The sequence below is a fragment of the Anaerolineales bacterium genome (assembly GCA_003105035.1).
Taxonomy (GTDB): Bacteria; Chloroflexota; Anaerolineae; order Anaerolineales; family UBA4823; genus FEB-25.
Window position 1 is genome coordinate 173,984 of the sequence record PQAL01000036.1, and the last position, 21,359, is coordinate 195,342.

20 protein-coding genes are annotated in these 21,359 nt (G+C 47.9%); 4 read left to right on the forward strand and 16 right to left on the reverse strand.

Going from position 1 to position 21,359, the window contains the following annotated elements:
- Positions 1–189 precede the first annotated feature (189 nt).
- A complete protein-coding gene (acpP, locus tag C3F13_15770; GenBank protein ID PWB50958.1) occupies positions 190–429 on the reverse strand; it encodes an acyl carrier protein in 240 nt (79 codons plus the stop codon).
- A gap of 143 nt (positions 430–572) precedes the next feature.
- Here acpP and C3F13_15775 point away from each other — a divergent pair, with 143 nt between their 5' ends.
- The gene (locus C3F13_15775) at positions 573–1,601 is read left to right on the forward strand and encodes a type 2 isopentenyl-diphosphate Delta-isomerase (GenBank protein ID PWB50959.1); all 1,029 of its coding nucleotides are present in this window, start codon (positions 573–575) and stop codon (positions 1,599–1,601) included.
- A gap of 4 nt (positions 1,602–1,605) precedes the next feature.
- On the forward strand, positions 1,606–2,628 hold the full coding sequence (locus C3F13_15780; GenBank protein PWB50960.1) for a polyprenyl synthetase: 1,023 nt from the start codon (positions 1,606–1,608) through the stop codon (positions 2,626–2,628).
- A 7-nt stretch (positions 2,629–2,635) separates the two neighbouring features.
- Here the strand turns inward: C3F13_15780 and C3F13_15785 are convergent, their stop codons facing one another.
- Entirely contained in the window at positions 2,636–3,832 is a 1,197-nt protein-coding gene (locus tag C3F13_15785) for a coproporphyrinogen III oxidase (GenBank protein ID PWB50961.1), read from the reverse strand.
- 127 nt (positions 3,833–3,959) lie between these two features.
- On the opposite strand from C3F13_15785, the gene C3F13_15790 reads away from it, so the two are divergent.
- Positions 3,960–5,117 (forward strand): hypothetical protein, encoded by a 1,158-nt coding sequence (locus C3F13_15790; GenBank protein ID PWB50962.1) that lies wholly within the window; start codon positions 3,960–3,962, stop codon positions 5,115–5,117.
- Positions 5,118–5,174: 57 nt separating this feature from the next.
- On the opposite strand, the gene C3F13_15795 is transcribed toward C3F13_15790, so the two are convergent.
- From C3F13_15795 to C3F13_15815, 5 genes are all read right to left on the reverse strand, one after another.
- Positions 5,175–6,482: a type I citrate synthase gene (locus C3F13_15795; protein ID PWB50963.1), complete on the reverse strand. Its 1,308-nt coding sequence runs from the start codon at positions 6,480–6,482 to the stop codon at positions 5,175–5,177.
- 13 nt (positions 6,483–6,495) lie between these two features.
- Positions 6,496–7,434 (reverse strand): malate dehydrogenase, encoded by a 939-nt coding sequence (mdh, locus tag C3F13_15800; GenBank protein ID PWB50964.1) that lies wholly within the window; start codon positions 7,432–7,434, stop codon positions 6,496–6,498.
- Between the two features lie 31 nt (positions 7,435–7,465).
- Entirely contained in the window at positions 7,466–8,455 is a 990-nt protein-coding gene (trxB, locus tag C3F13_15805) for a thioredoxin-disulfide reductase (protein PWB50965.1), read from the reverse strand.
- Positions 8,456–8,559: 104 nt separating this feature from the next.
- Positions 8,560–10,266 (reverse strand): ABC transporter, encoded by a 1,707-nt coding sequence (locus C3F13_15810; protein PWB50966.1) that lies wholly within the window; start codon positions 10,264–10,266, stop codon positions 8,560–8,562.
- Positions 10,267–10,279: 13 nt separating this feature from the next.
- Entirely contained in the window at positions 10,280–11,038 is a 759-nt protein-coding gene (locus tag C3F13_15815; GenBank protein PWB50967.1) for a hypothetical protein, read from the reverse strand.
- A 495-nt stretch (positions 11,039–11,533) separates the two neighbouring features.
- On the opposite strand from C3F13_15815, the gene C3F13_15820 reads away from it, so the two are divergent.
- Positions 11,534–12,751 (forward strand): DUF4032 domain-containing protein, encoded by a 1,218-nt coding sequence (locus C3F13_15820; protein ID PWB50968.1) that lies wholly within the window; start codon positions 11,534–11,536, stop codon positions 12,749–12,751.
- 52 nt (positions 12,752–12,803) lie between these two features.
- On the opposite strand, the gene C3F13_15825 is transcribed toward C3F13_15820, so the two are convergent.
- The 9 genes from C3F13_15825 to C3F13_15865 all read right to left on the reverse strand — a co-directional run bounded on the left by C3F13_15825 (position 12,804) and on the right by C3F13_15865 (position 21,353).
- On the reverse strand, positions 12,804–14,177 hold the full coding sequence (locus C3F13_15825; protein PWB50969.1) for a TrpB-like pyridoxal phosphate-dependent enzyme: 1,374 nt from the start codon (positions 14,175–14,177) through the stop codon (positions 12,804–12,806).
- Positions 14,178–14,592: 415 nt separating this feature from the next.
- On the reverse strand, positions 14,593–15,087 hold the full coding sequence (locus C3F13_15830; GenBank protein ID PWB50970.1) for a hypothetical protein: 495 nt from the start codon (positions 15,085–15,087) through the stop codon (positions 14,593–14,595).
- Positions 15,084–15,878 (reverse strand): thymidylate synthase, encoded by a 795-nt coding sequence (locus tag C3F13_15835; protein PWB50971.1) that lies wholly within the window; start codon positions 15,876–15,878, stop codon positions 15,084–15,086. Before C3F13_15835 ends, C3F13_15830 begins: the two co-directional genes overlap by 4 nt.
- A 23-nt stretch (positions 15,879–15,901) precedes the next feature.
- On the reverse strand, positions 15,902–16,840 hold the full coding sequence (locus C3F13_15840; GenBank protein PWB50972.1) for a bifunctional riboflavin kinase/FMN adenylyltransferase: 939 nt from the start codon (positions 16,838–16,840) through the stop codon (positions 15,902–15,904).
- Positions 16,841–16,859: 19 nt separating this feature from the next.
- Complete coding sequence (gene truB, locus C3F13_15845) at positions 16,860–17,786, reverse strand: tRNA pseudouridine(55) synthase TruB (protein ID PWB50973.1); 927 nt, start codon at positions 17,784–17,786, stop codon at positions 16,860–16,862.
- Between the two features lie 10 nt (positions 17,787–17,796).
- The gene (locus tag C3F13_15850; protein ID PWB50974.1) at positions 17,797–18,795 is read right to left on the reverse strand and encodes a hypothetical protein; all 999 of its coding nucleotides are present in this window, start codon (positions 18,793–18,795) and stop codon (positions 17,797–17,799) included.
- Positions 18,782–19,186 carry a 30S ribosome-binding factor RbfA gene (rbfA, locus tag C3F13_15855; protein ID PWB50975.1) on the reverse strand — a complete coding sequence of 135 codons (405 nt, stop codon included), beginning with the start codon at positions 19,184–19,186 and terminating at the stop codon, positions 18,782–18,784. Before rbfA ends, C3F13_15850 begins: the two co-directional genes overlap by 14 nt.
- 18 nt (positions 19,187–19,204) lie before the next feature.
- Positions 19,205–20,998, reverse strand: coding sequence for a translation initiation factor IF-2 (locus tag C3F13_15860; GenBank protein PWB50976.1), 1,794 nt, complete (start codon positions 20,996–20,998; stop codon positions 19,205–19,207).
- A gap of 73 nt (positions 20,999–21,071) precedes the next feature.
- Positions 21,072–21,353 (reverse strand): DUF448 domain-containing protein, encoded by a 282-nt coding sequence (locus C3F13_15865; protein ID PWB50977.1) that lies wholly within the window; start codon positions 21,351–21,353, stop codon positions 21,072–21,074.
- Positions 21,354–21,359: the final 6 nt, after the last annotated feature.

The window sequence follows — 21,359 nt, forward strand, 5'->3', positions numbered from 1 at the left end:
CACTGAATATAAAAAGCCTGTTGTTTCGAACAACAGGCTTTTTTGCTTCATTTCCAATAACACTACTCTGTAATGTTAAACCTTTGACGCTCTCTGGTTTCTCGATGTATCCTCGGTTATGAGTTGATGAAATTAATAAAGGGGCTGTCCACTTGCCCAGACAGCCCCGTAATAGCTTGAAATTTTCAATTACATGTGGGCTTGGAGATAATCAACAGCCTGGCCAACTGTTTTGATCTCCTGGGCTTCCTTATCAGAAATCTCACCGCCAAATTCGTCCTCAAACTTCATGATCAGCTCGACTAGGTCTAATGAATCAGCTTCAAGGTCTTCGCGAAAACGAGCCTCAAGGGTGACTTTCGATTCATCTACGCCTAGTAAGTCAATAATGATAGCTTTTACCTTGTCGAAAACTTCAGTATTCTCCATGATCTTTGATCCTCCTACAAAATTATGTGCCTGGTATTCTGGCAATTGTATCCTGTGATGATATTCTGTCAAGTGCATGATTCGGTTGTTGACATGCATTCTTCAGGCTGGTAAGATTATCCAGACTAGAGGAACACTTGAAAATGGAAGAAGTTACGCCGATTGGCTCGCGAAAAAATGACCACCTGCACATCAACCTTCAGCAGGATGTTTCATCCGGCCTGACCACCGGATTGGAAGAGTATCATTTCGTTCATTGTGCACTTCCGGAGATCAATCTTTCCGAGATCGACTTGGGCGTAAACCTGTTTGGTAAACACCTCTCGGCTCCGCTCCTGATCTCTTCCATGACCGGTGGCACTGCTGAAGCGGGGCAAATCAACCAGATTCTTGCTTCGGCTGCAGAGCAGGCTCAGATCGCCATGGGAGTTGGTTCCCAACGCATCGCTATAGATCATCCTGAGCTAGCGCACACCTTTCAAATCCGCCGCCAGGCACCTACGGCATTGATATTTGCCAACCTAGGTGCGATTCAGCTTAATTACGGCTATGGCCTCACTGAGTGCCAGCGCGCCGTCGACATGGTCCAGGCTGACGCGCTTGTTTTGCATCTAAACGCGCTTCAGGAAGCGCTCCAACCTGAAGGCCAATCCAACTTTGCCGGATTATTAAATAAAATCGAAACCATCTGTCATGCTTTACCGGTACCTGTAATTGCCAAAGAGGTTGGTTGGGGCTTCTCGAAACAGGATGTCTCCTTGCTTGCCCAGGCGGGTATCACTGCCATAGATGTAGCTGGCTCAGGAGGGACGTCATGGTCACAGGTTGAGATGCACCGTGCCGAGACTGAAGAGCAGCGTAAGCTAGCGGCGGCTTTCCACGGCTGGGGCACACCTACATCAGATGCGATCCTGAATGTCATCTTAACAGCACCTGGCGTAAAAGTAATTGCTTCTGGTGGACTTAGATCAGGCATGGACATTGCTAAATGCATTGCCCTGGGTGCATCTATCGGTGGTTTAGCTGGGCCGTTCCTGAAAGCTGCTGCCCGATCTCTTGAAGAAACGCTTGCATTGATTGATTTGTTAAAACAAGAAATCCGTGTTTGTATGTTTGCTACTGGTTCATTGACCTTGGATCAACTGCGCCACGAAAAACTGGTTGGAAAGTAGGCTTATGCCGGTCAATCAAGTCGAAAATCTCGCCCAAACCTGTTTAGAAGCAATTGAAAATTCTCTAAAGAAGGCAGTATTGCGTTCCCAAGAATTCGGCGATTCAATGTTGTATGATATGCTTGCCTACCATATGGGATGGGTGGATGAGCTCGATCAAGTTACTACCCGTGGAAAACGCATTCGCCCATTACTGGTTTTGCTTGTGTGTAGCGCAGCGGGTGGTGATTGGAACATAGCCTTGCCGGGTGCCACTGCGGTGGAATTAATCCACAATTTTTCATTGATTCACGATGATATTGAAGATAATTCTCCCACACGCCGTGGGCGACTCAGTGTTTGGAAAAAATGGGGGATTCCCCAAGCCATAAACACCGGCGATGCCATGTTTGCCCTGGCACATCTGGAAGCCATCAGGCTTTCTCAAACAGTTGATTCGTGGGTGGCCATAAAATCTGTTGACCTGCTTCAACGTACCTGCTTGCATTTAACCCAAGGGCAGTTCCTTGATCTGTCATTCGAATCCCGTAGTGACCTGTCTGTTGATGATTATTGGCCTATGGTGGAAGGAAAGACAGCCGCACTAATTGCTGCCAGCACAAAATTGGGTGCTCTCGCAGCTTATTGCGATGATGCAGTGATTGAGGCATATCACAAATTTGGCCGCTCGCTTGGCCTGGCTTTCCAGGTTGAAGATGATTTACTTGGGATTTGGGGTAATGCTTTATTGACTGGTAAATCAACTCAAAGTGACTTGTTTACCGGCAAAGTAACACTCCCTGTGTTGTTTGGGCTTTCCAGGGCAGGTAAATTTGCCGATCTTTGGAATAGCGGGCCGATTACCGAAGATAAAATTCATTTTGTTGCAGACCTATTGGAAGCTGAGGGTGCTAAGGAATTCGCCCAGTCCGAAGCCAGGCGTTTATTGCAGGATGCTTTTTCATGGTTGGATCGGGCTCGTCCAGCTGGTATCGCCGGTGAGGCTCTGAGAAACCTCGCCCTCAGCCTGGTAAATCGTCAATCATAACTTCACATCAAATAAATTCCATGAATACCTGGTTTCCCAATAGGTACCCTTTTTTGGTTAATCGCAGCCTATCGTCCGCAGCACCCACCCATTCCAATAATCCGTACCGGATGAGCTGCTCGATTTGAGTACTGAACCTGTTTTCTAACTTCATCCCAAACCGATGATCAAACTCCTGATTCGATACCCCTTCAGATACGAGTCGTAAGCCCATCATCATTGTCTCGCCAATTTCAGTAACGGTATCGATCCGATGACATTGCATTGTTGCAGGTGTGCGAGGGAATTTTGCCGACACTCCATAAACATCGGCACCACTCATCCTTTTTATGTACACTCCGGGCGTTAATACGTCTACTGTGCGGTGACTGGCGATGAAACCATGAGCACCCGCTCCCACCCCGAGATAGGGCAAGTTCCTCCAATATTGGAGGTTGTGTTTGCACGAATACAGCTCACCTGCGTCATCTTGCCTGGCCCAATTTGAGATTTCATATTGAACAAATCCATAAGCAGTAAGCTGCTCACTGGCAACCTCATACATATCAGCTGCCAGGTCGGGGTCTGGCTCCGGTAGCATGCCTATCTCCACCTGATGTTGCATTGAGGTGCCGTGTTCCAGGGTTAATGCATATAGGGAGAGGTGTTCTGTTTGCATCACTAAAGCCGCCCCGACTGACCTTCTCCAGGAATCGATCGTCTGACCAGGTAACCCGTAGATTAAATCCAGGCTGACATTACCTATCCCGGCTTTTCGTGCACACTCCACCGCACGGATGACATCAGTGTGTGAATGCTGCCTCTGTAACATGGACAGCTCGTATTCGTCAGCCGACTGCATGCCCAGGCTGACCCGATTGACACCCATGGCAGAGATCTCTTTCAAGTAGCCTTCAGTTACCGTCCCAGGATTGGCTTCAAGGGTGATCTCTATCGAAGGTGATAAATAAAATCTATTGTTTGCAGTGTCGATGATCTTGCCCAGCTCGTTGGCTGCCAGGATTGATGGGGTACCTCCGCCGATGTACATGGTGTGAATAGCCAGTGGATCACCCGAGGCATTGGAGAGAAATGAAATCTCTTCGCAGACCGACTGTACATATTCCGGGATCAACTGCTGCAGGCCGGCATACGTATTAAAATCACAATATCCACACCTGTGCTTGCAAAAAGGGATGTGGACATATATGCTTACCCAATTCATTTCCAGAGTATATCACGGGTAACTTTCCAAAGGCTTTCTTGCATGCCAGGTTTCCTGGGCAGCACGGAGGACAGAAAAAACTGGTATAATCCGCCAAGTCCGGTCAACCCCGGCACCCCTTACAAATATGACTCCTGAGACAAATACAACCCCCATGAAATTGTGTCCTACTTGCGGGACGCGAGTGAAGGAAGATGCAACCCGCTGTCTGGTCTGCGGCGCAGACTTGACGAATACAGAAAAAACCGCTCAATCCACAAAGGTCGTGCAAGGCAGCCGAATGCCGTCAATCACCATAAGCCTGCCTGCAGCCCTGGGCTTATTAGCTCTTTTCCTTGGTATTGGGGCGGTCATCGTATTTTTCGCCCTACGCCAAACTCCTGAGGCAGCAGTACCACCCACTGCCACATCCACAGAGACACCCACTGCAACGACCACCCAGACTGCAACCATAACGCCTCTACCCACGCTCACCAGCACTCCCGAGCCAAGCCCCACACCGATAACGTACATGGTAAAGGCCAACGATACCTGCATCAGCATTGCGGCCTTTTTTAATACGTCTGTGCAGAGTATTGTGACACTAAATAACCTTCCTGCTGCTTGCAATACATTGTATATCAACCAGCCGATCCTTATCCCACAACCTACACCCACGGCATCTCCTATGCCTTCAGCTACATACAGCCTGGTCGAACAGACGGAAGCGGCTTGTGAAAAGGTTGAGATCATTGTCCAATCGACCGATACACTGGGCAGCATTTCCGCCATCTATAACGTCCCTATGGATGCGATCAGAGAGGAAAATGGTCTGCCTAATGATACGGTCTACCTGGGTCAGCCACTGGTCATCCCATTGTGCCGTCAATTTGCCACGCCTGGCCCATCGCCGACAGCCACACCTCCGCCTCCCTACGCAGCTCCAAACTTGTTACTGCCTGCCAACGGTGCTCCATTTTCTCTCGCTGATGATTCAATCACCTTGCAGTGGGCTGCGGTGGGATCGCTCAACACAAATGAAGCTTACCAGGTCACCATCGAAGACCTTACCTCTGGCATGGGACCATCGCTAATCGACCAGGTGACGGATACGAAATATCTGGTATCTTCCACTCTAAGACCCACGGATGGCATAGCTCACATATTCAGCTGGATCATCGAGGTGGTTCGCATCACTGGTTCGGACGAATCAGGAAACCCCATGTGGACTTCTGCTGGAATTGCCAGCACACCCAGGTATTTCAGCTGGATCGGCGCTCCATCGGTAATCACACCAACCCCATAATAAAACCAGCGGTGGGCAAAACCCACCGCTGGTTATTTATATATGATCTTGATGTAGCTAGGCAGCCTTGCTAGCAATATCTTCAAGCATGGCAGTTGTCAGAGATTTTGGCCGCTCAATCGGTTGGCTGAGAGCGCGCGCCCAAACTACATTGGCAGATACCCCCAGGATGCGGCTGACTCCGAATATAACCGTATAAAAATCAAATTCCTTTACTCCAAAGTGATACTGTAGCGAACCGCTGATCGCATCAACATTCGGCCATGGGTCCTTGGCCTTACCCTGCTCCATAAGGACGCCCGGAACTACATCGTAGACCAGGGAGGCCAGCTTAAAAATCTCATCTTCAGGGAAATGCTTCCTACCGAACACTAATTGGGCTGTATACCTTGGGTCGGTCTTGCGTAGTACCGCATGACCGTAGCCAGGAATCACCTGTCCACGGTTTAATGTGTCCCAGGCGAATTGTTTTAATGCTTCTTTGTCGTAGGCGCACTCGCCACATTTCTCCTTTACCTCTAGCAGCCACATCAGGCATTCCTGGTTGGCTAAACCATGCAGTGGTCCAGCCAGACCGCTTAATCCTGCTGATGCAGCGTAATAGATATCGGAAAGTGAGCTCGCTACCAGGTGCGTGGTATGCGCACTGACATTACCGCTCTCATGATCTGAATGCAGCAGGAAGTACAGGCGTGATAGATCCTGGTATAGAGGATCGGTAATTCCCATCATGTGGGCGAAATTCGCACCCCAATCCAGGCTCGGGTCTGCAGGGATGATCTCCCCATGATGATATTTCAGCCGGTAGATGAATGCTGCAATCTCAGGGAGTTTGGCTGTCAGGTTAAAACTGTCTTCAAGCATTGGCTCCCAGTAGGCATCCTTTTTAAGACCTTGATGGTATTGCTTTGAGAACAACGACTCTCTTTGTAATGTTAATACCGCCAGAGTAAATAATGTCATGGGATGCGCATCAGCTGGCATGGCTCTGATCGTATCAAACACATATTGTGGTACTTTCCCCCGCTGCTTCCATTCCTGCTCAACTTCCAGGGCTTGCTCTCTCGTGGGAATGCTTCCCACCAGGAATAAGTAATAGAGCGCTCCAACATAGGGTATCTCAGCCCCTTCAGGCTTGGGTAGTTTTTCCAGCACTTCGGGGATGGTGTAGCCTCGGAAACGAATTCCCTCTGCCGGGTCAACGTAAGAAATGTCAGTTACCAGGCTTTTAACATCCCGCATTCCGCCATACACCTGTGAAATAGTAACATCACCGACCTTTACCTCACCCTTCTCCTTAACAAGTTTCTTTACTCGTCCACGCCATTCAGGGAGTTGCTCAGCGATTTTGTCTTTTAATATCATGGTCTATCTCCGCCTATATGTTTACCAGATTTTTCAATGCTTCTGTGGTTTGCTTAACAGCTTCTGCCGAACGATTTAGCGCTTCACGTTCTTCATTGTCAAGGTTATATTCGATGATTTTTTCTATTCCATTGCTTCCCAATTGGACTGGTGCACCAAAATAGATGTCGTGTAAACCATACTCACCCTTCATGTATGCTGAAGCAGGGATAATCAAATGTTTATCTTTTATGATTGCTTCAACCATTTGAGCCAGGGCTGCTGCTGGTGCGTAATAGGCACTTCCAGTCTTCAATAGGTTGATGATCTCTGCGCCACCCTTACGGGTACGATTGACAATAGACTCAAGGCGCTCTGCCGGGATGAGATCTCTGAGTGCTGTGCCTGCTACATTGGAATGCCTGGTCAGCGGCACCATCTCATCACCATGCCCACCCAACACATAGCATTGTACATTTTCCACCGATACACCCAATTCTGCTGACACGAACGAACGCATGCGTGCCGAGTCCAGGATCCCCGCCTGGCCTACTACCCGTTCAGGAGGCAGCTTGGTGAGTTTCATCGCCAGGTATGCCATCGCATCAAGCGGATTCGTTAAAATGACATAGATCGCATTGGGTGACCTTTTTATCGTTTCCAAGGCTGCCTTGCTGACTATTTCCGCATTTGCAGTGAGCAAGTCATCCCGGCTCATTCCGGGTTTGCGCGGCAGGCCGGCTGTGATCACGATAATATCCGACCCGGTTGTTGCATCATAGTCATTTGTGCCAGTGATTCTTACATCCTTACCAATAACCGGCATGGCTTGTTGAAGGTCAAGTGCCTTGCCCTGTGGCATGCCTTCAACAATGTCTACCAGGACGATGTCTGCAAACTCCCGCTCAGCCAACCAATGTGCAGTCGATGAGCCTGTCATGCCTCCACCAATGATCGATACCTTATTTTTCATGTTCCCTCCATTTATAATTTAAATAAAGTGATTATTTCACAGCAATCGGTTGCTGTTGCTCAAGCTTTTCGATGTACTTGACTGCCTGCATGGCGGCCGCAGCTCCCATCCCTGCAGACGTGACCACTTGCCTGAAATTTGGGTCTCCAGCCTCTCCAGCGACGTATACACCGGGGATATTCGTCGCTAACAGACTATCTGTTTTTATATAGCCCCTATCATCTAAATCAAGCGCATCAGCGAAGATCTTGGTATTTGGAACGTGCCCAATAAATATGAAAACCCCATCCGTTGGTAAGCTCGACACATTACCGGTTTTTACATTCTTGATGTTTACACTTGTTACTTTATCTTCACCTAATATCTCAGTAATGACGCTATCCCAAACAAACTTGATCTTGGGATGCTCACTGGCACGCTTCTGAAGGATAACTCCAGCACGCAGGCTATCCCGTCGGTGTACCACGGTGATCGATCTGGCATACCGTGTTAAAAACAGGCTCTCTTCGAGCGCGCTATCACCACCACCAACCACGATTACATCCTTTTCCTTAAAGAACCAACCATCACAGGTGGCGCAATAAGATACACCTCTGCCGGTCAGCTCTTTTTCGCCCGGAACATCCAGGTGAGTCGCCTGTGCGCCAGTGGCGATAATAACCGTCTCGGCGAAATATTCCGCATTATATGTCTTGATGCGAAATGGGTGCTCCTCTAATAGAGCTTCTACTGCAGTATCGTATTCAACCCTGGCTCCAAACTTCTCAGCCTGTTTTTGGAATAGATCGGATAATTGTTGCCCGCCCACACCATCTGGGAAGCCCGGGTAGTTCTCAATCGTATGTGTTAATGAAGCCTGTCCACCTAAATCCATTCCAGTTAAAACGACTGGGTCAAGGTTTGCCCGGGCAGCATACAGAGCCGCAGATAGACCTGCCGGTCCTGAACCCAGGATTAATACCTTCACTCTTTTTTCATTTTCTGATCGATCAGTGGTGTTATTTTTCAGTACCAATTCCATTCGAAAACCTTTCTTCAGGAGGAATTTTCTTGTTTATTCAGTTGACTTGCTTTCTAATCGTCATAATTTATGATGCACCTTAATGCTAATAGTTGCATCGATGATCAGCTGATGATGGTCCACAATAAAGCGATCAGGCTGGCGATTCTCAATGTCCAGATCAAAATAAGCTGATCGGCCGGCGACACTAGAATTGATGCAATCAGCAGGGCAGCAAATATAATTCCGCTGGCCAGCTTAGAGATTGTTTTTTCAAGCCTCTTGATATTTTCACTAAGCTGCGGATCACGAACTTTGAGTTCGCCTCGCTCCAGCCTGGAGATTAATGCATCTGCTCTGACCGGTAGGCTGATCAGTCTGCGTGCATAGTCTCCCACTTCTTTTACCCAATATCCCCAATCATGCTGAGCTTCTTCTTTAATGATCTTTTGTGTAAAGGGGGTGAGCTGCTCAAATACGTTAATTTGCGGATCCAACCCGATGCACATTCCAGATAATATGCCAACAGCCCTGCCCAGGAAGATCAAGTCTTGAGGTAGCTGGAAGGGCATATCATATAGAATATCGCGGAACTGATAAGCAAAATCATGGATCTCCTCCATCTTTATTTGTGCCAGCTCATCCATGCCTTTACCCCAGAAGCGTTCAAACATGGCTGATTCTGCCTTTTCTAGCAGCTCTGTATCCGCACCGGGCAGCAATATCCCCAAGATTTGATAAGCTTTTATCACTCTGGCTGTATCCTGCAATGCTACACCAACTAACAACTCCCGCAGTCCTAATTTGATCTCAGGTCGCATTCGTCCAACCATGCCGAAATCGATGAAAGTGAGAATCCATTCATTACTTCCAAGCTTATCACCATCAAGTTTCTTCAAAGGTTTGACAAACAGGTTCCCGGGGTGTGGATCAGCGTGGAAAAAACCATCTTCAAAAATCTGTTTCAAGTAGTTATTTAACAGCCTTGTTGCGACTTCAGTTCTATCTATCCCAGCCGCACTGATCTCCTCATAATCAGTTATCTTGATGGCGCGCACATCTTCGAGGGTCAACACCCGCTTGGTTGTGTGGGTCCAAACGACTTTTGGAACAAGCACACCGGGATCGTTGAGGAAATTCGCAGCAAAGGTTTCAGCATTCTTGCCCTCAGCCAGGTAATCTATCTCCTCATAAAGGCCTCGCGAAAACTCTGCCAGCAGCCCTTGGATATTTACTCGTTTCCGTATGGGTGGATACCTTTTTATCCACCCGCCAACGGTCTTCACCGCGGCCAGGTCAGTTGCGATGATAGCTTCAATGTTTGGCCGTTGTACTTTAACCACCACTGAGTAGTCGATCCACTCAGCCATCTCACCTGAAGGAACTTTAACACCATAGGCAACCGCTTGTTCACCCGTTATGCGTAGTTTTGCCAGATGAGCCTGGCCTAAGGAAGCCGCAGCTAACGGTTTAGCGTCAAACTCGACAAACTTATCCAGAATAGGCAGGGAAAATTCTGTTTCTACGACTTCCCGGATGTCATCAAATGATTCAGAAGGTACTTCGTCTTGTAACCCAGCCAACACGTCGGTGGCCGCGCTGGGTAAGACATCGACCCGCGCAGACAGGAATTGGCCTACCTTGATTAATACTCCCCCCATTTGAACAGCTAAGGATCGGTACCTTACTGCGATGTTTCGGACCCGTTCATTCCGTGTACGGTTCGACCACTTAGCCAAACCGATGCGCGGTAGGATCAGGTCCCAGAATATCTCGCTAGTAAGGATGCTGGCGAAAAAAAAGAGAATCCTTCGATAGCGAGACTTGAGCATTTGTTTACTAATCCTAGATGATCATTACAGAACAATTACTGCGGTTCAACAGTTGATCGGTGATATCATCAAGTAGGGTTCCTTGCCAGCGGTCTTGCCCAGGTTGATAGTGAGACCCGACGACCAACAGCTCATACTTACCCTCGGATAACTCATTCAGTACTTCTTCGACCACCATTCCATGCCGGATGCGCGGCTCAATCACACCAGTGACTCCCGCACCTCTCAGCTGTTTTGTCGACTTTTCGATCAGCAAGTCTTGTGATTGTGCCGGTGGCGGACCATCGGCTTCAGAGACGCTACCTTTACTTTGAATAACGTGTAGTAAACCGATTTGCGCTGGTGTTTTGGAAATCCATTTTCCTCCCAGCTTCATCGTCTCGCTGGCAGGGGCATCGGCACCAGTGCAAAATAGCACCTTCTGGAATTGCTCAGGCGAATTTCGTACCACCAGGAAATGGGTGTGTAATTTTCGGGCAAGCTTACCTGTGGTGCTACCGACTTTAGGATGGAGTAATCCGATCTGGTCTCTACCTCCACCCACGATCACCAGGTCATAGGAGTGTTCTAAAGCCTCCGCCAAAATTTCTTCGATCGGGTCACCATGCCTAACCTTTGTGCTAACTGTAAATTTTTCTCCTAAGTACTTACTGATCTCCACCAATGAGTTGTTCAACTTTTTGATATCTTCCTTGCCTTCGCTTACAGCCAGAACAGTTGCCTTGGTCGGCTTGAGAAATCCAAATTTGGTGGTAATTTCGGCTACTTGCATGGAAGCGCTCGAGCCATCGGTACATATGAGTATATCCACAGAAAGCTCCTTTACTGGTATCTGATCTCAGTGACATTTTTCAAGTAGTATATTTTACCTTGAATATCTCGAAGATTAAAGCATGAACCTACAGGATCTGGTATGTTTTGTTACTAGAACCTCTCCTCTAAAAGTTTTTGCTTAATTACTCACTGAATTCTCTATAATATTTTTACCATCCCACCATACGCAGGTAAATCACAACGGAGTTCTCGGATTCCACTCTGGTTTTGAGAGTGAAGAATTTATTTCTTCCAACCTTGAATAAATCTGCATGTTCTCGTAAATCATTGTTAGTTTATATGAGATTACTAGTTTTTTTTGAGTAGTTACATTTCATCTCTAATTTAAATGATTAGAATTGAACCAGGCTTTTCCCTTTATGTTGACTGATGCACACGGGATATCTCATTTATAATAAGCTGTCGATATGAAGGTGACCAGGCTATTCTGACCATGCATAAATTCATCTACTTATCCGAACAATCTTCGACCATTCCTAATTTTGATGATCTGCCATGGGATCATCAATTGTCCGACTGGGCGGGTTCCGAACCGCGTGTTGAGCAAATTCAGCACGGGGTATCCCGCCACCCGGTCGTTTTTGTCAATTACAGTGGGAGTTTATTTGTGGTCAAGGAGCTGCCCGAAGGGATTGCCAAGAAGGAATTTGAGCTACTGACGCAGATACAAAAACAAGGCTTACCGTGTGTTGCTCCACTGGGTTATGCTTCCCTGGTACGTGAGCGCGTCTCTTCAAGTATTCTATTCACCAGGTTCCTGGTAGCCTCAGTACCATTCCGCTCCTTGTTCATTGGTAATGTTATTACGAAGCATCAGACTCATTTATTGGACGCAATATCTGGTCTGTTGGTCCAACTTCACTCAAATGGATTTTACTGGGGTGATTGCTCACTCTCGAATATCCTGTTCCGGAGAGATGCGGGTGCACTGCAAGCCTACTTGGTCGATGCTGAAACGGCAGAATATCACTTGCCGCATCTCTCCCCGGTACTCCGCTATCACGACCTGGAGATAATGAAGGAAAATATCCTCGGCGAGCTAGCTGACCTTCAAGCAGAGGATAATCTCCCGCTTGGTCATCCGATTGAGGAAATTGGACCTTACATTCAACAGCAATACCGCGAATTATGGGAGGAGATCACCCGTGAGGAAATTATCGGTCCCAACGAGCTATATCGCATCCAGGAGAGGGTACGCGCCTTAAATTCTTTAGGCTTTTCTGTGAAAGATATCGAGCTAAAAAATGAAAATCAGGGTAATCACTTGAAATTACGGATTTTCGTGTCTGACCGAAATTTTCACCGCAACCAACTTATTGAGGTTACCGGTTTATTTGCTGAAGAACACCAGGCCCAACAAATAATGAACGAAATCTATGAGCTGAAAGCAAATATGGCGAACGCTGGCAATCCGGATATTACCCTTGAAGCCATTGCCTTCTATTGGCTCGAACAAATATATAAACCTGTGCTGGAGCAGCTTAAACCTTTGCTGGATGACCCTGACCATCCGAAATCAAATGCTGATCCGTTGGAAGTTTATTGCCAGATACTTGAACACAAGTGGTATATGTCTGAACAGGCGCACCGTGATGTTGGGCATCACACAGCTGCGGAGGATTTCCTACTGCGCTTCGGATCACCAAACTAACTCAGAACATTAGGGCAGCCAGATTATTTTCTGGCTGCCCTTGCTCATTATTCTATGCAGGTATGCTAATCTTCGGCAGATGCTCCAGCGATAGTTGGATTGCTGCTTCAGGATATTCGTAATCTTCCAGCTTGCCGCTCAGATAAGCCTGGTACGCGCTCATGTCGTAATCGCCATGACCTGACAGGTTGAAGAGGATAACCCTTGCTTCGCCCTTCATTTTTGCATCCAGGGCTTCATCGATTGCTGCTCTGATTGCGTGAGCAGACTCAGGAGCTGGAATGATGCCTTCGGTTTGGGCAAATTGAATGGCTGCCTCAAACGTTGCCAGTTGGTGGACAGCCACAGCCTGGATATACCCCGCATCATACAGTGCACAGATCAAGGGTGCCATCCCATGGTAACGTAAGCCACCAGCGTGGATCGGTGGTGGCACAAAATCATGCCCGAGAGTGTACATTTTGACAATGGGTGCCATGCGAGCACTATCGCCATAGTCAAATCGATATTCGCCTTTAGTCAAGGAAGGGGTGGCCATCGGTTCAACGGCTAGCAGGCGGGTTTTCCTGCCATCCTTTAAATTTTCGCGCAGGAATGGGAAAGCAATACCTCCAAAATTCGAGCCGCCACCCACACATCCGATGACAACATCTGGATATTCTCCAGCCATATCCATCTGTTTCAAAGCTTCTTGCCCGATGACGGTCTGGTGCAACAGGACGTGATTGAGCACGGAACCAAGGCTGTACTTCTTCGCTCCACCCGATTTCACGGCCATTTCCACTGCTTCAGAAATGGCGATCCCCAACGAACCTGGGCTATCGGGGTCCTGGGAAAGAATTAATTTACCATAATCAGTGTGGGCCGTGGGGCTGGGGTGGACCCTGGCGCCATAGGTTTCCATCAGGAAGCTCCGGTATGGCTTTTGATGGTAGGACACCTTCACCATATACACATCCAGTTGTAAATCAAAAAACCGGCATGCCATGGAAAGCGCCGAACCCCATTGTCCTGCTCCAGTTTCAGTGGTTAATGCTTTGGTTCCTGCAACCTTATTATAGAAAGCCTGCGGGACAGCGGTATTGGGTTTATGGCTGCCGACAGGCGATGTTCCTTCATATTTGAAATAGATATGAGCGGGTGTGTCCAATAATTTCTCCAACCGGCTCGCACGAATGAGTGGCGTAGGCCGCCATAATTTATAGATCTCCTGCACCTCCTTCGGAATCTCAATGTAGCGCTCAGTGCTGACTTCCTGCTGAATCAATTCCATGGGGAAAAGCACATTTAGAAATTCCGGTGTTATTGGCTCAAGGGTTTGCGGGTTTAATATCGGAGTTGGCGCGAGCGGGCTATCCGCACTCATGTTGTACCAGTATTTCGGAAGGTCCGTCTCATTCAATAGGAATTTCATTGTGTCGTTCATTTCTACCTCCATTAACGATATGGTTTTTAAAATGCAAAACGCATCCATCCCAAGGGGACGAACGCGCTCAGTCCGTGGTGCCACCCCGATTAAGCCGGCAGGCTACTTAACAAAAAATCCCGTCATGATGCAACGGGATAAAGCCAGCTTCACTCTTTTCAGATACGATCCACTATCCTGGATGATATCTTTTGCCGTGATAACGGTGGCAGCTCCGGCGTAGGCTACTCCTCAAGAAATCCCATCTGGTTTCACCTTGCAACTCAGAGGTCCATTCAGTCTCATCGTGCGGGCAAGATTCTCATCTACACTTGCTCTCTGTGCCACCGTATTAGGGCTTACTCGTCCTCTTCGAAGTCATTCAGTATTAAGTTGGGGGAATTATATGCTGAATAATTTATTTGTCAACCCTGTTTTAATGCTTACGCTGCAGGATTTTAAACTCTGTTACGAATTCATCACCCTCATGCCTGGTAGCAGTCAGGGTAGTGATAGTCTGCCAATCTGCAGCATTGATCCTGGGGAAGAATACGTCAGCCTTTGAAACTGTCAGTACCAGGGTGAGGTAGATTTTGTCGGTGATCTCTATCGTTTGTGCGAAGATCTCACTTCCACCAATGATAAACAGTTCATTCTCTCCGTTCGCTTCCGCATACGCAATCGCCGCCGGTATGGAATTCTGATAAATTACGTCTACAGGCGAGTCAAATTGCCTATGCGAAACTACCAGCATAATTCTTCCGGGCAGGGTTTTACCGATCGATTCATACGTTTTCCTGCCCATCAGGATATGATGGCCCATGGTCAGCTGTTTGAACCTTTTTAGATCCGATGGCAAGTGCCAGGGCAAGCGGTGATTTTTCCCGATACCACCCTTTTCATCCACCGCCGCGATTAAAGAGATGATCAAACAGAGATCTCCGCCTTGATACTCGGATGGCTTTGATAATTGACCAACGCGAAGTCCTCAAATGAGAAATCATCAATCGATTTAATTCCAGGATTGAGAGTCATGCTTGGCAATGGGTATGGCTCTCTGGTTAATTGCAGCCTGGCCTGCTCGAGATGATTTACGTATAAATGTGTGTCGCCCATCACCTGGACAAGCTCACCCAGCTGCAGCTGACAGACCTGAGCGACCATCATCGTTAATAACGCGTATGAGGCGATATTGAATGGTACTCCCAGAAAAACATCCGCTGAACGCTGGTAGAACTGGCATGACAATTTACCATCAGCAACATAAAATTGAAATAACAGGTGGCATGGCGGCAGAGCCATCTGGGGAATTTCCCCCACATTCCACGCATTGACAATCAAGCGGCGAGAATTTGGGTCCTTCTTGATTTGCTCGATCACCTGGTTGATCTGGTCAATGACTCGACCATCCGCTGTTCTCCACTGACGCCACTGTACACCATATACCGGCCCCAGGTCGCCATTTTCATCTGCCCACTCATCCCAGATCCCCACACCATGCTCTTTCAAGAACTTTATATTACTCTCCCCGCGCAAAAACCATAATAATTCATAAATTAATGATTTAAGATGAAGTTTTTTTGTTGTAAGAATAGGGAATCCCTTGTTTAGATCGAAACGCATCTGGTAACCGAACACCGAAAGGGTACCGGTTCCAGTTCGGTCAGATTTTTGAACCCCATGGTCAAGAATGTATTGCAGTAAATCAAGGTATTGACGCATATCCCATCCAAGGCCCAAATATTTTATTTTTTGCTTGTAGAAGCCAGAATTTCACGTGTTCGGTGGACATCTGTGTGGATCTGTGCCAGAAGTTCATCGATGCTTTGAAATCGTTCCTCGCCGCGCAAGCGTTCGATAAAGATCAGGGAAAGCTTCCGGTTGTACAGGTCATCTGAAAAATCGAGAATATATGCTTCGACATGGGATAGATGGTCAGTGTTTTCAAATGTCGGCCGGGTACCCACATTGACTGCTGCCAGCAGTTTCTTACCATCGAGCTCTGCGTAACACGCATACACTCCAGCACATGGAATGAGCTTTTCTGTACCCGTTTCCAGGTTCGCGGTTGGGATACCAATCTTTTTTCCCCTGCCATCCCCTTGAACGACGACGCCAGTCACCTGGTAAGGTCTTCCCAACATCCTGCCCGCTTCGGAGATATTGCCCATGGTGAGCAGGTTTCGTATCAGGCTTGAAGAGACGACCTGGCCATCATCTTTGACTGGCTCTTCCACATGCAGTTTATAACCAAATTCAGCTTCATGGGCTTTTAGAAATTCGATATTTCCTTCTCGACCTTTACCCAGGGCAAAGTCATGGCCGACCCACAGGAGATTGAACCCAAGGTGGTTTTTTAGATACGTCAGGTATTCACGGGCTGATGATTGGGACAATTCGTAGGTGAATGGATGGGTAATCACGATATCGACCCCCAAACCATCTAATAATGCCAATTTTTCTTCAGGGGTCGTGAGGTAAAATGCCCCGCTCCTGCCTCTCAGGATCACAGCAGGATGTGGATGAAAAGTCAGTACAGCCGACTTTGCTCCATTCCCATGGGCTTCACTGTTGAGCGCATTGATCAATTTTTGGTGTCCAATATGAATCCCATCAAACGAACCAATGGTTAACCAGGTATTACTTATATTGACACCTTGTAGAGAAGTAAAATGCTGCGCCATGGGGTGTCAGGATCATTATCTATGAGAAAAATACCTTGCGTGGTTGCCACTCATTCGTTGCTTCATCCAGCTCCATTAATGCAACCAGGTCTCCCTGTTGGCTGATGCCTCTTACCCACCCCTTCGCATCACCTTCTGCAGTGATACGGTGACCATGGCGAATCAACTCGACCTGATCACCATCCAGCTCGACCATATGCCAATCACCTAATGCCTCAGCGGCTGGGATTAGGAATTTATACCAATCACCCACATGAAATGCATCTTGCAGCCTGCGTAAGGGAACTGCATCACGTAGCGTGAACCGGCCACTTTTCGTCCTGCGCAGACCGACTAAGTGAGCGCCACATCCTAATGCTAATCCCAGGTCATTGGCCAGTGAACGGACATATGTACCCGATGAGCAAAACACATCGATGACGGCTTCTGGCGGGTTCCATTCCAGCAATTCCAGGCTGTAAACCTGAATAGTCCTTGGTTGAAGTTCCACTTCTTCGCCCTCACGCGCCATCTCATAAGCTTTTCTTCCTTGTACCTTGATGGCAGAATAGGGCGGTGGCACCTGTTGAATTTCACCGATAAACTGCTCCAGAGCGGTCTCAAATTGCTCTTCGGTGATGTGATCAACCGAGCTGGAAGAGGTAATTTTTCCTTCTGCATCATATGTATCGGTCGTGCTGCCCAGATGGACAGTTGCCTGATATCGTTTATCAGACGCAGAGACATACTCGCTTAAACGAACCGCGGGGCCGATCAGGACAACGAGCACACCTGATGCTCTTGGATCCAACGTCCCTGTATGTCCCGCACGGTGGATGTTTGTGCCCCGCCGGATGATCTGTACGACATCGTGCGAAGTCAATCCAACCGGTTTGTCAACGACTAATACTCCCGAAACAGCATTCTTTAATTGATCTTCATAATTCTTGTTCATATTCATTCCCATTAAAATAATCCTATCGCACCTTCTCGATAGTATGTGTGACTATATTCAGTGCATCTTTCGTCTGGTCCAAGACGCTCTCTAATATGTTATCGAGGTTACCTTTCACATCTGCACCCGCTGCGGCTTTGTGCCCCCCACCGCCAAAGATGCGCGCAATCTCTGAAACATCCAAACTTGTTTCAACACTGCCGCACAGCCGCCAGCTTATTTTAACATAACCTTCATCTTGTTCTGTAAGGATAACGGCGATTTTCGCGCCTTCAATCGCAGATAAAATTTTAACTAAATCCGCATCATCACGTGAAGGGTAGCCTGCTGCTTCGCGTTCATCCAATGTCAGGGTAGTCCATACCAGGCCATTTTCCATCTTTATTTTTGATAAGCCCGCACTCCAATATCGCGCTGACGCGAGAGATTGCTCAACAACAGTTTTGTAGTATACACCCGCCAGGTCACCACCTGCTTCCATCAAAGAAGCAACCAGCCTTAAGACATCTGGATTTACATTGGTGGTCCGAAAGCCGATTGTGTCGGTTACGATTCCCGTGATTAGAGCATCTGCGATCGGCTTGGTGATCTGAAGACCAAGCTTAGGCAGGATTTCCGCCAGTACTTCAGCTGTCGCTGCTGCATCGGGTACCACCAGGTTGATTTTTCCGAAATTAGTATTGGTCTTATGGTGATCAATATTGAGATCTGCATAAGCGTAGTCAAATTCGGTGTTCGTCCGCTCAATTTCAGCTGAATCGACCACAATAACGTACTCATACCCGCTTTGCGGTTGTGTTGCAATCAGCTGACTTCCCTCTAAGAACCGGAAATTATCAGGGATCTTATCCTTTAATACCATTTGAACTGACTTACCTTCGGAGAGTAATGCCAAGCCAACCGCAAGCAACGACCCAATGGCATCGCCATCTGGTCGCTGATGTGATAGTACCAGGAATTTTTTTGCCAGGTTAAATTGGTCACGAATTATTGTAATCAATTCATGATCAGAGACCTTCATTTTTTCCCACCCTTTTCCTTTTACTTTTTACCTTTTCCTGTGAATCAGTTTGATGGAGAGATATTAACAATCGTTCGATATGGTCAGCTTTTTCAAAAGTAGAATCCCAATGAAATCGCAAGCGTGGAAAGACTCTCAAGTCGAGGCGATGGGCCAGCTCACTACGCAAATATCCCTGGGCATGTTCAAACCCGGCCAGTACTTCCTGTGAGCGCTCCACTCCTTCGATCGCACTCACATATACCTCAGCGTACGCCAGCTCTTTATCGACTTCGACATCCGTGATGGTCACCCCTTTCAGGCGTGGGTCATTGCTCTCCATCAGGACGATTTCTGATAGTTCTTCACGGATGCGATCCGATATTCTGGTCAAGCGCGTTTTGGATACCATGCAAATTTACACAACCTTCTATGCGGCAGGTACTTTCTCAACCAGGACACATTCGATCTTATCGCCTTCATTAAAATCATCGAAGTTCCGGATGGAGATACCGCACTCAAATCCCTGCCGGATCTCTTTTACGTCTTCCTGGAGGTGTTTTATGGATGAAATCTCGCCAATGGCAACGATCTCACCACTCCGTAACACTTTCCCCCGCAAATTCCTCCTGATCTCGCCATCAGTCACGTAACAACCCGCGATATTGCCTACCTTGGAAATTCGGAATACCCTTCTCACTTCAGCATGCCCCAAAACAGTCTCTTTTTCCACCGGCTCGAGCATGCCATTAAGTGCCTTCTCGATATCTTCAATCATCCGATAGATAATGTCATACAGCCGGATAGAGACGCCTTCTTTCTCTGCAACTCGTCGTGCTGCTACATCCGCCTGAACACTAAAACCGACAATAACCGCCTTGGATGCTGCCGCAAGCATCACGTCATTTTCAGTAATGTTCCCCGTTTCTGCATACAGGATATTGACCGACAGCGCTTCCGTGCATAAATCCTTTAGCGAAGAAATGATCGGTTCCAATGATCCCTGGACATCTGCCTTGATTATCAGCTTTAATTCGTGGACTTCTCCAGCTTGAAATTGGTCAAAGAGCTGTTCCAGTGTGATCTGCGCCTTTTTATTAGAGGTGGTTGACTTACCTCCGGCTGCATTTTCTGTCACGATGACGCGTGCTTCACGTTCAGAGGGAACGACCTGAAATAGGTCACCTGCCTGAGGAACTTCGTTCAGTCCCATCACGGATACCGGAGTTGATGGACCCGCCTTGCGAATTCTCCGCCCTCGAAAATCAAATAAAGCCTTCAGCTTGCCAAATGATTTTCCCACTACAACCACATCACCGACTTCAAGCGTGCCATTTTGGACAAGGAAAGTCGCCATAGCGCCTTTTGCCTTGTCTAGCTCTGCTTCTATGACCGTCCCGATAACTTCCCCATTGGGGTTCGCCCGGATATCCATATTATCAGCCACCAGCACGATCGCTTCCAGCAGGTCTTCAAGGCCTTCCCTTCGTTTGGCTGACAACGGAACAACGATCGTATCTCCATCCCATTCGTCAGGCACCAGTTCAGCTTCTGCTAGCTGTTGCTTAACGCGGTCCTGGTCGGCATTAGCTTTGTCGATTTTATTCATTGCAACGATGATAGGTACTTTGGCAGCTTTCGCATGGGCAATGGCTTCTTTGGTTTGTGGCATAACACCGTCGTCGGCTGCAACTACCAGGATAACGATATCTGCGCCTTGGGCACCGCGTGCCCGCATTGCAGTGAAAGCAGCATGGCCAGGCGTGTCTAAAAATGTAATCAGGTGACCATTATGCTCTGCCTGGTATGCACCAATATGCTGGGTGATCCCACCGACTTCGCCCTCGGCTACGTTCGTTTCCCGTACTGCATCGAGCAGGGTGGTCTTTCCATGGTCGACATGCCCGAGGATGGTCACCACTGGAGGTCGTGCTGATAGATTCTGCTCAGCTTCCTTGGCGATAACTTTCCGCCATTGGGGTATCTCACCCAGGTCTTGTTCAGTGACCTTGGGACTCTCAGGGACAGCTTCAAAGCCCATCTCTGATGCCACGATGGCAGCAGTGTCAAAATCAATCGGTTGATTAATACTCGCCATCACTCCATTCGACATCAATGCTTTGATGACATCAATGGGGCTGGTCTGCATGATCTGGGCAAGATCACGCACGGTGATGCTTGATGAAAGCTCTATTTTCTTTGAATTATGGCCGTTCTCGCTCATATGGTACCTCAATTCATCAATTTATTTGACCCTTATGAGCGGGTGAGATGGATCACTCGATCATTATCGGCCCTTAGTCCGCTAATGATGCGGCGTAATTCATTAATCGCTCGCGTTCTTCCTGGGTAAAGCTGACTTTTAAAGCACTGGAGAGTGAACCAGACAAGCCTGCCTCCCAGCATGAACGTAGGTCATGAAGGTATGCGCCCCGACCAGCTAATTTTCCCGTCGGATCGATCACGACACCTCCCGGGCTTTTCACGATGCGAATCATCGATCGTTTCGGCATTACCTGCCTGCACCCAACACAGGTGCGTTGTGGAATATGCCTTCTTCTACCGGTTCTGCGGGGCACATGACC